Origin of the sequence: Joostella sp. CR20 (assembly GCF_038433465.1) — a bacterium.
Taxonomy (GTDB): domain Bacteria; phylum Bacteroidota; class Bacteroidia; order Flavobacteriales; family Flavobacteriaceae; genus Galbibacter.
Map to the genome: position 1 here is coordinate 32626 of NZ_JAESVF010000003.1, position 12720 is coordinate 45345.

12 protein-coding genes are annotated in these 12720 nt (G+C 35.0%); 7 read left to right on the plus strand and 5 right to left on the minus strand.

The features are described 5' to 3' along the window. The first annotated feature begins 59 nt into the window (after window positions 1-59). Genes JMA43_RS05985 through JMA43_RS05995 form a run of 3 tightly spaced genes read left to right on the plus strand, consistent with a single transcriptional unit; the run spans window position 60 to window position 3996 of the window. Entirely contained in the window at window positions 60-953 is an 894-nt protein-coding gene (locus JMA43_RS05985; protein ID WP_342155517.1) for an ABC transporter ATP-binding protein, read from the plus strand. 49 nt (window positions 954-1002) lie between these two features. Further along, window positions 1003-1833: an ABC transporter permease gene (locus JMA43_RS05990; RefSeq protein WP_342155519.1), complete on the plus strand. Its 831-nt coding sequence runs from the start codon at window positions 1003-1005 to the stop codon at window positions 1831-1833. 6 nt (window positions 1834-1839) lie between these two features. Continuing rightward, window positions 1840-3996 carry a T9SS type B sorting domain-containing protein gene (locus JMA43_RS05995; protein ID WP_342155521.1) on the plus strand — a complete coding sequence of 719 codons (2157 nt, stop codon included), beginning with the start codon at window positions 1840-1842 and terminating at the stop codon, window positions 3994-3996. A gap of 410 nt (window positions 3997-4406) precedes the next feature. Here the strand turns inward: JMA43_RS05995 and JMA43_RS06000 are convergent, their stop codons facing one another. Then, on the minus strand, window positions 4407-5831 hold the full coding sequence (locus JMA43_RS06000) for an L-serine ammonia-lyase (protein ID WP_342155524.1): 1425 nt from the start codon (window positions 5829-5831) through the stop codon (window positions 4407-4409). A 63-nt stretch (window positions 5832-5894) separates the two neighbouring features. Next, a complete protein-coding gene (locus JMA43_RS06005) occupies window positions 5895-6506 on the minus strand; it encodes an alpha-ketoglutarate-dependent dioxygenase AlkB family protein (protein ID WP_342155525.1) in 612 nt (203 codons plus the stop codon). An 89-nt stretch (window positions 6507-6595) separates the two neighbouring features. On the opposite strand from JMA43_RS06005, the gene uvrB reads away from it, so the two are divergent. Further along, window positions 6596-8587: an excinuclease ABC subunit UvrB gene (gene uvrB, locus JMA43_RS06010; protein WP_342155526.1), complete on the plus strand. Its 1992-nt coding sequence runs from the start codon at window positions 6596-6598 to the stop codon at window positions 8585-8587. An 11-nt stretch (window positions 8588-8598) separates the two neighbouring features. Then, window positions 8599-8988, plus strand: a complete 390-nt coding sequence (locus JMA43_RS06015; protein WP_342155527.1) for a barstar family protein — start codon at window positions 8599-8601, stop codon at window positions 8986-8988. Between the two features lie 53 nt (window positions 8989-9041). On the opposite strand, the gene JMA43_RS06020 is transcribed toward JMA43_RS06015, so the two are convergent. Both JMA43_RS06020 and JMA43_RS06025 read right to left on the minus strand, forming a co-directional pair. Beyond that, window positions 9042-9473: an Hsp20/alpha crystallin family protein gene (locus JMA43_RS06020; protein WP_342155529.1), complete on the minus strand. Its 432-nt coding sequence runs from the start codon at window positions 9471-9473 to the stop codon at window positions 9042-9044. 128 nt (window positions 9474-9601) lie between these two features. After that, window positions 9602-10006, minus strand: coding sequence for a TerB family tellurite resistance protein (locus tag JMA43_RS06025; RefSeq protein ID WP_342155530.1), 405 nt, complete (start codon window positions 10004-10006; stop codon window positions 9602-9604). A 169-nt stretch (window positions 10007-10175) separates the two neighbouring features. Between JMA43_RS06025 and JMA43_RS06030 the strand changes: the two genes are divergently transcribed. Next, window positions 10176-10862 carry a phosphoadenylyl-sulfate reductase gene (locus JMA43_RS06030; RefSeq protein ID WP_342155532.1) on the plus strand — a complete coding sequence of 229 codons (687 nt, stop codon included), beginning with the start codon at window positions 10176-10178 and terminating at the stop codon, window positions 10860-10862. A gap of 31 nt (window positions 10863-10893) precedes the next feature. Then, entirely contained in the window at window positions 10894-11271 is a 378-nt protein-coding gene (locus JMA43_RS06035; RefSeq protein WP_342155533.1) for a nuclear transport factor 2 family protein, read from the plus strand. Window positions 11272-11322: 51 nt separating this feature from the next. Here JMA43_RS06035 and mtaB read toward each other — a convergent pair whose 3' ends face one another. Then, window positions 11323-12660 carry a tRNA (N(6)-L-threonylcarbamoyladenosine(37)-C(2))-methylthiotransferase MtaB gene (mtaB, locus tag JMA43_RS06040; protein WP_342155534.1) on the minus strand — a complete coding sequence of 446 codons (1338 nt, stop codon included), beginning with the start codon at window positions 12658-12660 and terminating at the stop codon, window positions 11323-11325. Window positions 12661-12720 lie beyond the last annotated feature (60 nt).

Consider the following 12720-nt stretch of genomic DNA (forward strand, 5'->3'; position numbering starts at 1 on the left):
TTGTAACAATTCTATCACGGAATCGTCAAGTTAATAGCATCAACTTTAAAAAGAAAATTTTGGAAACTATTCTTACCGTTAACAATCTAACTAAAAAATTTAATTTTTTAACTGCTGTCAGCGATCTTTCTTTCACTATAAAAAAAGGAAACGTATACGGAATTTTAGGCCCCAACGGTAGCGGAAAGTCGACTACACTTGGTATTGTACTAAATGTGGTTAATAAAACTTCGGGAGATTTCCATTGGTTTGACGGGAATACCTCAACGCACCAAGCCTTAAAAAAAGTAGGTGCTATTATTGAGCGCCCTAACTTTTACCCGTACATGTCGGCTGTTGAAAACTTAAAATTGGTTTGCAGAATTAAAGAAGTTCCCGAAAGTAAAATTGAGGAAAAGTTAGAGCTCGTTGGTCTTTTAGAACGTAAAAACAGTAATTTCAAAACCTATTCGCTAGGGATGAAACAGCGTTTAGCAATTGCTTCTGCACTGTTAAACGATCCTGAGATTTTAATTTTAGATGAACCCACAAACGGTCTCGATCCGCAAGGAATACACCAAATAAGAGAAATTATCAAGAAAATTGCAGCTACTGGAACAACTATTCTTCTGGCTTCACACTTGTTAGATGAAGTTGAAAAAGTATGCTCGCATGTAATTATTCTACGCAAAGGTGTAAAATTGTATTCCGGACGTGTTGATGAAATGATTTCTAGTCATGGTTTTTTTGAATTGAAAACCGAAAAGGAAAACGAACTTTTAACTTTCTTACAAAACAATGCAGCCTTTGGTTCAGTTAAAAATGAAAACGGACTAATTACAGCTTTTTTGAACGAACCTTTGGATGCAAACTCGCTTAATCAATTACTGTTTGATAACGGAATAATTCTTTCGCATTTAGTAAAAAGAAAAGAAAGTTTAGAAGAACAATTCTTGACGCTCACCAAAAACTAAATCGAAACAACCAACACATTATTTTACTTTCCAACAAATAAAAATACAGATGAAACGACTTCTTCAAATAGAATTTATAAAATTGTGGAACAACCGCGCCAGCAAAGTTTTAATCATTACATACTTTGTGCTGCTAACTTTTATTGCACTCTTTGCTGCAATAAAATTTGATATTGGCAATGTACATTTTCAATTGGCAGATCAGGGCATTTTTAACTTCCCATATATTTGGCACTTTAACACCTATATTGCGGCTTTTTTCAAACTCTTTTTGGCGATTGTTATCGTCTCGATGATGTCTAATGAATACAGCAATAAAACTATCAAACAAAACCTTATTGATGGTTTGAGTAAAAAGGAATTCATCCTTTCAAAATTTTATACTGTAGTTGTTTTTGCAGCTATTTCTACCGTTTTCATCTTTATCATTTCACTTATTCTAGGACTTATTTATTCTGATTTTAATGAATTGAGCATCATTTTTTCTGACTTAGAATTTCTCTTTGCCTTTTTCACTAAGTTACTCGGATTCTTTTCCTTCTGTTTATTCTTAGGAATTTTGGTAAAACGTTCAGCGTTTGCACTCGGATTTTTAATTATTTGGCAAATTATTGAAGGGATTTTCTTCGGAATTATAAGCTGGAGAACATCCATGGATACTGCAAATAGCATTTTACAGTTTTTCCCGCTCACAGCATTGAGCAATCTTATCAAAGAACCTTTTAGTCGTTTAAAGGCTGTACAATCGGTAGCCAACCAAATTGGAGAACCCTACACGCTTGATTATTCGGTACATTGGTATGAAATTTTAATTGTACTTGCGTGGACATATATCTTTATTTTCTTATCTTACAAATTACTTGAAAAACGAGACCTATAAGTACAAATGAAATCCCCAACCAATCATTTAACCTATTTATTTTTACTTTTTGTAAGTACATTTTTTGCGCAAACCCCTAACACTTTACCAAATGATTGTGTAAATGCTGTTACCGTTTGCGAAAGTACTAGATATTCTTCCAATGCTGCAGGAATTGGCATTCAAGAAATCAACACTAACAATTCATGTTCTAGCATGGAACACAATAGTTATTGGCTAAAAATTTCTATTGTTCAAAACGGCACCCTTGGTTTTATTTTACGTCCCGACAATCCTGATATCAATGTAGATTACGACTTTTTCATTTATGGACCTAATGCAACCTGTACAAGTTTAGGCTATGCTATACGCTGTTCTACAACAAATCCGATGGCAGCTGGTCAATCAAACAATTTAACTGGACTCAATGAAACCTCAATAGAAACCTCGGAAGGGCCTGGAAGAGATGGTGATAGTTTTGTTAAATGGTTAGACGTTAAAGTAGGTGAATCGTATTATATTGTAATTGACAGACCAATTGGAGATGGTGGCTTTAGCATTGAATGGACAGGAAGCACTACCGTTGGTAAATCGCCTTTCCCTCCTGCTCCAACTGCGGCAAAGATTGCAGATCAAAATATTTGTAATACATCAGGAAGCGAAACATTTGACCTGAATAATTTTAAAAGCCAGATAAATTCTGACCCTGCCAATAAAATTTCATTTTTTGATACTGAAGCAAATGCTAACGACAATATTTCTCCTTTGTCAAACATTCAATTACTTTCAGAAGAAGAAAAAACTATTTACGTAAGAGTAACTAACCCGAACGGATGTTTTTCAATTACAGATTTTAAAATTTCGGCATATTCAATTCCAGAAACCAACGATATAGATTTATCACAATGTGATTTGGATAACAATTCCACCGACAAAAAAACTAGATTTAACCTGCTTCAAGCAATCGATAGAATTACTCCTTCTCCAACAAATACCGTATTTTTTTATAAAAGTATTACTGATAGAAATGCAGATACCCCCATTACAACTCCAGAAAATTATTTTGCTACTGACCAAGATAAAATCTATATTAAAACTGTAAGTCCGTTTGGTTGCTCTTCGGAAGGAACTCTTACCTTGAATGTCGTACCAACACTTGCCAGTTTACAAGAAATTGGTCCTTTTCATACTTGTGAGGATATGTCAGGTATTACTCCTGTAACAGGAACTTTCAATTTAAAAGATATCAAAGAAGTATATTTTAAAAACTTAGATGTTGCACTTTACGAGTCTAAAACAGATGCTTCATTAGAAAATAATAAAATTACAACCGACATTTTCACTACGGAAAATATCACGCTTTATGCACGAATAGAAAATTCATTAGGATGCGAAAGTGTAAAACAATTTGATTTGATTGTTGACAAGAAACCTATTGTTAATCTCCCTAAAAACATACCGCTTCTCTGCTTAAACAATCCATCCATACAACTAGAAGCCGACAGTGGTTTTGATCAATACGAATGGGTAAAAGTTAATTCTGATGGAAGCACAATAACTATCAGCAACAACAGAAAAGTAATCATAACTTCCCCAGGAATGCATCAGCTTGTTATAAGCAACAATTATTATGACGCTACTGGAACTACCATTATAAATTCATGTTCGAACGTTGCAGACTTTAATATTTCAGCTTCAAATGTGGCAACTTTCACTCAAGAACCACTAATTGAAGATATTTCCGATAATAACAGAATTACAGTTTTTGTTAATGGTGAAGGGAATTATACGTATGCAATTGACAATGCCGCTGGGCCATACCAAACAAGTAACGTATTAGAAAATGTACCAAAAGGATTTTCTACTATTTATGTGAAAGATGAGAATGGCTGTGGTATTGTAGATAAAACTATTTCGGTAATAGGTTATGATAAGTTTTTCACTCCAAATGAAGATAATTATAACGATTATTGGAAAATATACGGGATCAACGCTACAACACAAGCCAATACAATAATATATATTTATGACAGATACGGAAAACTTCTCAAGCAACTACATCCGCTAGATCAAGGTTGGGATGGAACTTTTAACGGCATTCCTCTCCCTGCTTCCGATTATTGGTTTACTGTAAAACTAGAAGATGGTAGAGATTTTAAAGGGCATTTTACTTTAAAGAGATAGAGTTTTAAAAAACTATCATTTTAAGAATTGAATGTTAAGCTCTATTAATTTTTCATTTTAAACTTACAAAAGACATTTTTTTATTTGTGTTCGTTGATGCGCTTCGTAATTGTCTTTACACGAAAACAAACTAAATTAACGTGAGTTCTACATAAAAAAATGAATATATGATAAAATTGACCTATTAAAAACACATTGAAAATCAAGGAAGCAGCGTAGGCCGATAGATAAAAAGCTGTTTGAGCGTAGCGAGTTCTTTTTATCTGTGGAGGAGGATTCCGTAGATTTTCTTATGTTTTTTTAATCAGTCTTGACTTTTTTGTTTCGTTTTTGTGACAAGACAAAAATGAAAGTATGATTAAAAAGTTAAAATTACCCTATATTCACATTTATACTGAACTGAGGTTAAATTAACAGTCACTTAGATTAACCCCTACAGCCAAGCCTCCTTCGGAAGTTTCTTTATATTTAGAATTCATGTCTTTTGCGGTTTCCCACATGGTATTTACCACTTTATCCAAAGGCACTTTTACATTTTTTGGATCGGTTTCTAAAGCTAATTCCGCAGCATTAATCGCTTTGATAGCTCCCATCGAATTTCGCTCGATACATGGAACTTGCACAAGTCCAGCAATTGGATCGCAGGTAAGTCCTAAATGATGTTCCATAGCAATTTCCGCAGCCACTAGCACTTGATCTGGATTACCACCCAAAAGCTCCGTAAGCGCTCCTGCTGCCATTGCCGAAGACACACCTATTTCTGCTTGACAACCACCCATAGCAGCAGATATAGTAGCTCCTTTCTTAAAAATACTTCCTATTTCTCCTGCTACCAACAAAAATCTTTTAATTTCATCAAAGCCAGCATCGTGATTTTCAATCACCATATAATACATCAACACTGCAGGAATTACCCCAGCACTCCCATTGGTTGGCGCTGTTACAACACGCCCAAGTGCTGCGTTTACTTCGTTTACTGCAATTGCAAAGCAACTTACCCATTTTAAAATTTGTCGGAATTTCACCTCTGTTTTCCGGATGGCTTCCAACCACTCTTGGGGTGAATTATAAGCGATATCTCCTTTTAATTTTTGATGCGTATCAAAAGCTCTTCGGCGTACATTTAATCCTCCTGGCAAATTCCCTTCCGTATGGCAACCCGTGTACATACACTCCAACATAGTGTTCCAAACACGTTGAAGTTCCCTATCGATTTCCTCATCTGAACGTAGTGAACGCTCGTTTTCCAAAACAATTTCAGAAATACTTTTATCTTCTTGATGACAGTAAGCCAATAATTCTGTCCCTTTTTGTGTAGGGAATGGAAAGGTTTTTAAGGTTTGTAAATTTTCTTTTGCATGTGTCAGCTCCTCCTTCACCACAAAACCTCCTCCAATGGAATAGTATGTTTCAGAAATACTTTCTCCAGAACTAAGTGTAGCCTCAAAAGTGAGTCCATTGGCGTGAAATGGTAAAAAATCTCTATGAAAAACGATTCCCTCTTCACAGTTAAAATCAAGCGATTTTTCACCATTAAAGTTTAAAATACAATCGGTTTTTATAGCATCTACAATGCCTTGAATATCCTCAATGGGTACGTACTCTGGATCTGCACCCGACAATCCGAGTAGAATTGCCAAATCGGTTGCATGCCCTTTACCAGTTAAAGAAAGTGAGCCATACACATGTATTTTTACTGCTTCGACTTTTTGAAAGTTTCCTCCTTCTTTTAGTTCAGCAATCCAACGTTCGGCTGCTCTCCAAGGTCCTAAAGTGTGAGAACTCGATGGTCCCACTCCAATTTTCAACATGTCGAAAACACTAATACACTCCATTACGAAATCGTTTAAGATGGTGGCAAATATACATTTTGTTATGAAAGAAATTGAAACTCAAAATCAATTTTTTTCGATAGTTCTAAAAGTGAGGTTAATTCTTGGCGAATGTACTGTTTTTGTAGGCGGTAATCGATGTAACCAAAAAGTTTGCGTAGTGCCTTTCATCTCCAATAAACTCCCGTTTTCTAGAACAACATCTACTTTCTCTTTTGTTTCTTTATGTTTGAATGAAAACTTTCGAGTTGCCCCGAAAGTCACCGAGGCAATCGCTCCATCTTTTTTTAAATCTACTTCTCCGTCGCTGTGCCAAGCCATTCCCTCACTTCCATCGTGATATAAATTTAAAAGGCAAGAATTAAACGTTTCTCCCGTATGCGCTTCTACTTTTGCTTTTAACTGTAATAAAGTTTCACTCCACGGAAGTGCAAATTTTGTAGTTTTTGAATAGGTGTACGGATATTTTTCATCTCCGTACCAAGCCACTTTCCGTTTTGTAACTATCCTTTTTCCGAAGATAATAGCTTCATCATTCTTCCAAGATATCTCCTTCAATAAAGTAATGTAGAAATTTTCATTTTCCTGCTGATTAAATATTTTTCCGTAGTAAAAAACTGTACCGTCACGAGGTAATAAATTTCGTAAATGAGGAGGTGTTGCATCAAATAAATCCATAGTTCAAAATAAAGAAATATCATCACAACAACGAAAATTTTCACATAATATAAACAGCAATCTCGCTTTTTGTTCACTAAATTTGTAAGATGCGATTTAAGATACAATCAGACTACAAACCCACAGGAGATCAGCCCAATGCAATTAAGCAATTGGCAGCAGGAATTGAAAGTCAAGAAAAATACCAAACACTTTTGGGTGTTACGGGTTCGGGAAAAACTTTTACGGTTGCAAATGTTATAGAAACGGTGCAAAAACCTACCTTGGTTTTGGCGCATAACAAAACATTGGCGGCGCAATTGTATTCTGAATTCAAGCAATTTTTTCCTGATAATGCTGTGGAATATTTTGTGTCGTATTACGATTATTACCAACCTGAAGCATACATCCCGGTAACTGGAACTTATATCGAAAAAGATCTTTCAATTAATGATGAAATTGAAAAGCTCCGTTTGAGCGCCACTTCATCTTTACTTTCTGGAAGAAGAGATGTGTTAGTAGTAGCTTCGGTTTCGTGTTTGTACGGTATCGGAAACCCTATCGAATTTCAAAAAAATGTAATTTCTATTGAAAGAGATCAGGTCATTTCTCGCACCAAATTATTACACCGTTTAGTGCAAAGTTTATACGCGCGAACAACCGCCGAATTTACCCACGGAAATTTTCGTGTAAAAGGCGATGTTGTAGATGTGTATCCTAGTTATGCTGACGATGCTTTTAGAATTCACTTTTTTGGGGATGAAATTGAAGAAATTGAAGCTTTTGATCCTACCACCAATAAAGTTTTAGAAAAATACGACCGACTGAATATTTATCCTGCGAATATGTTTGTTACCTCGCCAGATGTATTGCAAAATGCAATTCATCAAATTCAGGATGATTTGGTAAAACAACTCGATTATTTTAAAGAAATTGGAAAACCTTTGGAAGCTAAACGTCTTGAAGAGCGTACCAATTTCGATTTAGAAATGATTCGTGAATTGGGGTATTGTAGCGGGATTGAAAATTACTCAAGGTATTTGGACGGCCGACAACCTGGAACACGTCCTTTCTGTTTGCTGGATTATTTTCCAGACGATTATTTAATGGTGATTGATGAGAGTCACGTTACAGTTCCACAAGTACATGCCATGTATGGTGGCGACCGAAGCCGAAAAGAAAATTTGGTTGAATACGGATTTAGACTTCCTGCAGCCATGGATAACAGACCGCTAAAATTTGAGGAATTTGAAGCCTTACAAAACCAAGTGTTGTACGTAAGTGCGACACCTGCCGATTACGAACTTCAGTTAAGTGACGGCGTTTATGTTGAGCAAGTTATTCGCCCTACAGGGTTGTTGGATCCTATTATTGAAGTGCGCCCAAGTGAAAATCAAATTGACGATTTAGTGGAAGAAATTCAGCAACGCGTAGAAAAAGACGAACGCGTTTTGGTGACTACACTAACCAAACGTATGGCTGAAGAATTGAGTAAATACCTCACTCGCATACAAATTCGATGTAGATACATTCATAGTGATGTTGACACTTTAGAACGCGTTGAAATTATGCAAGATTTACGAAAAGGTATTTTTGATGTTTTGATTGGTGTTAACCTTTTAAGAGAAGGTTTGGATTTGCCCGAGGTTTCTTTGGTAGCCATTTTAGATGCCGACAAAGAAGGATTTTTACGCAGTGCTCGTTCGCTTACACAAACGGTTGGTAGAGCCGCTAGAAATTTAAACGGAAAAGCAATTATGTATGCTGATAAGATTACCGATAGTATGCAAAAAACAATTGACGAAACCAATTACCGTCGTGAGAAGCAAATAAATTATAACACCAAACACAATATTACACCTAAAGCTTTAAATAAGAATCTGGATAGTGCTTTGGGAAAAAATTCAATTTCTACCTACCAACTTGAAAAAGAAGCCGCTCGACAAGCCGCTGAACCTGAATTAGATTATTTGCCAAAAGAGAAAATTGAAAAAATTATTAGAGACAAACGTAAAGCGATGGAAAAAGCGGCAAAAGATTTAGATTTTATGGAAGCTGCCAAACTTCGTGACGAAATTAAAAGTTTACAGGAACGCGTCTAAAAATATTTCCCATGCCTACTTTTACTATAAACGGAGCCAACATACACGATATTTCATCTTTTTATACTGAAATAAATCGGGTTTTTATGGCTGATGAAGATTGGAAAATAGGTGAAAGTTTAGATGCTTTAAACGATCTTTTTTACGGCGGATTTGGAGCGCTAAAAGAAATTGATGACTTCGATTTGGTTTGGACAAACTCACAAAAAAGCAAAGAAGATTTAGGTAAAAAAACAACGTTAGCGTATTACTACAACAAATTAAAAGCGCCCGAAATTTTCAATACTAAGTTTGTTCAGCAAAAAATACAGGAATTAGAAAACGGTGAAGGACAAACATATTTTGAAATTATAGTTGAGATTATCGAAAGTCATTCGCAGATACGTTTTATAGATGCATAAAAAAAGCCTCAATAATTGAGGCTTTTAAAAATACTTAAACTAACTAACTCCTATTACGAAAGTTCGATCAATCTTTTTGGTTTTGGTAAAGCTTCTTCTTTTTTAGGTAAATTCAATACTAAAATTCCAGCTTCATAAGTTCCATCAATATTATCTGTATTTACTGATTCTGGTAGTGTAAACATTCTTTTAAACGAAGCTAAACCAAATTCTTTTTTACTGTATTTAGCTGAATCGTTATGCTCTTCACTTTCGTTTTTTACTTCCGCAGAAACCGTTAATACATTTTTATCTACTTCAACTTTAAAGTCTTCTTTTTTAAATCCTGGTACTGCAAACTCTAAGTTGAATCCTGCATCACTTTCTTTAATGTTTACAGCAGGTACAAACGATTTTGCATTCATAGTACCTCCAAACCAATCTGGATTAAACACTTCATCAAAAAATGTTGGAAATACTGGGTTACTTCTTTTTACTAGGCTCATAACTTTATATTTTTAATTAAACTTTAATTTTAATAATTGTTACAAGCCTTAAAACAAATTTAGTTCCAATTCAATTTTAATGACTTTTTGACGTCTTTACGCTGATGATTAATGACAAAATGTCGCTTTTAATTATAATGTGTCTTGAAAATATCTATTAACACTTCTGGCGGAATAACTTTGTTTGGATAATTATTCATCACTTTTAACACTTGATTGGTCGCAAAAGGACTCAAGCCCATGCGCAAACCAAACTCTTTTAAGCGCTGTATTTCCTCTGGATGATTTTCTTGATCGATATTCATCAACAACACCAAGCGATGAAATTGTAAGATACGTTGCGACTCTGGGACTGGTGGCACATACGGAGTAGAAGTATTGTTAAACAAGGTTTCCAATTCGGTTTCAGAAACACCTAAATGCGTGGCAATCGTTTTAATAAAAGCGTACTCCTGCTCGTGTACCACTTTATCTGCATTTACCAAAGCAATCATTTCGGCAAGCAGACTCAACTTTTGATTTTTTTCATTCATTTTTTTTGGGGCTAATCGTTATTGTAACTCTAAAATAGAAAATTATTTTCTGAACCCTTAATTTTATCATAAATCTTCCGTAGAAAATAAATTAAATCAAACTAATTAACTCAAAAAAGTGTATCTTGCACTAAATTCACTATTACCCTATTGGTTAAATAGATTAATTATGATTGAGACTGAAAAAAGAATATATACTGAAGAAGAAATTCAGCAGTTAAACAAAAAATACAAATCCTTATCAATTCAAGAACGAATTGCTGCATTATACGACGATTTTGATGAAGCAGAAGTAATGCTTACCAGTTCTTTTGCAGCTACATCGGCCTTTTTATTACATCTTTTTTCTGAAGTAAAAAATGAGCAAAAAGTATATTTTATCGATACAGGATTTCACTTTCCTGAAACACTTGCGTACAAGGAAAAGTTGACCAAATTATACAACTTAAACGTAAGCTCGATAAGCGCACTTCAAGAAGAATATGAGTTTACAGTAAAAGACGAAACCTATAAAAAAAATCCTGAGTTTTGTTGTAGTATTAACAAGGTAAAGCCATTAGATTTGATTAAAAAGAAATTTAATGTTTGGGTTTCTGGGTTGATGGAATGGCAAAGCGACCACCGCGCTACACTCGATATTTTTGAGATGAGAGGCGAAATTTTAAAGTTTTATCCGTTACTTGATATCACAAAAGAAGAAAGAGACGAATACATTCAAAAACATCAACTACCGTTTCATCCATTAGTCTCACAAGGCTACAACTCTATCGGTTGTAAACATTGTACAATTCCTGGAGAAGACCGAAGCGGAAGGTGGAACAACAGCCCGAAAACGGAATGCGGATTGCATTTGTAATTAGATTTGATTTAATAATTTAACATGAAGTATGGACTTAGAAAGAAATAAAGCCAATGCCATTGCTTTTTACAAAACAGCGTATGAGGGAAACCCAAAAAAGGCAGTAGAACTTTACGTAGGGAATGAATACATTCAACACAATCCGCTTGTCGCTGACGGACCAAATGCTTTTATAGCATATTTTGATAGAATGCAAAAGGAGTATCCTAAAAAGTCTATAGAATTTGTAAGATGTATAGCTGAAGGTGATTTGGTTGCTTTACACACGCATCAAATTTGGCCAAATAATGACCAATATGTAACAATGGATTTCTTCCGGTTTGACGAAAATGGTAAAATCTGCGAGCATTGGGATTCCATTCAACAAGTCCCTAAAAAGTCAGCAAATCCAAATACAATGTATTAGACCAATGCTCTAGGCCAACATTTAATGAAGTAAAGTTGAAGATATATTAATTTAATTTTCAACCAACGCAGTTTGCTCAACAAAATCAAACCTTACCATTCCATCTTCATCAATTTTGGTAAGTGTTACTTCTTGTAATGTATTCACCAAAGCAGGATTCCAAGGCGCTTTTACTTTCACATAATTCTCTGTAAATCCGTAAATATACCCTTCTTTGTTCTCTCCTTCAAACAACACAGTACGTTGCGTATTTAACTGACTTTCGTAAAATGCTCTTCGTTTTTTTGCTGAAAGTCCTCTCAACATTTTACTGCGCTTTGCACGTACTTTATTTGGAACTACGCCATCCATTTCGGTTGCCAGCGTATTATCTCTTTCAGAATACGTAAACACGTGTAAATATGAAATATCCAATTCATTTAAAAAATTATAAGTCTCCAAAAAGTGCTCTTCTGTTTCTCCAGGAAAACCAACAATAACATCCACTCCAATACAAGCATGAGGCATTGTTTCTTTTATTTGACTTACGCGATCGACATACAATTCGCGTTGATATCTTCTACGCATCAATCCTAAAATATGGTTGCTTCCACTTTGTAAAGGCACATGAAAATGCGGAACAAAAGTACGACTTTGAGCAACAAAGTTGATGGTTTCATTTTTTAGTAAATTCGGTTCAATAGAAGAAATTCGGAGTCTTTCAATTCCTTCTACTTCATCTAAAGCAGTTACAAGTTCGTAAAAAGTATGTTCGTGTTTTTTATTTCCAAACTCCCCTTTTCCGTAATCCCCAATATTAACTCCTGTAAGTACAATTTCTTTAATGCCTTGCTCAGAAATCTCTTTGGCATTCTTTAAAACATTTTCCAAAGTGTCGCTACGAGAAATCCCACGAGCCAACGGAATTGTACAGTAGGTACATTTGTAATCGCAACCGTCTTGCACTTTTAAAAATGCACGCGTACGATCGCCAATAGAATAACTTCCTACATAAAAATCGGCTTCTTCAATTTCGCAACTATGCACTTCACCGAAATCATTTTTAGAAAGATCATTTAGATAATCTGTAATTTTAAACTTTTCGGTAGCACCCAACACCAAATCCACACCATTTACATCGGCAAGTTCTTCTGGTTTTAACTGCGCATAACATCCAACAGCCACCACAAACGCATCGGTATTTACTTTTTGCGTTTGCTTTACAATCGATTTAAAACGTTTATCTGCATTTTCGGTAACCGAACACGTATTGATAACGTAGATATCTGCTTTTTCAGAAAACTCTACTCTATCAAAACCTTCTTCGGTAAAACTACGAGCTATGGTTGAAGTTTCAGAAAAATTCAACTTACAACCCAGTGTATAAAATGCAACTTTCTTTCTTTCCATGAATCCTTTTTTAACGCCTTTCACTATTTATCAAAATTCAATTCTGAAAAATATCACTAA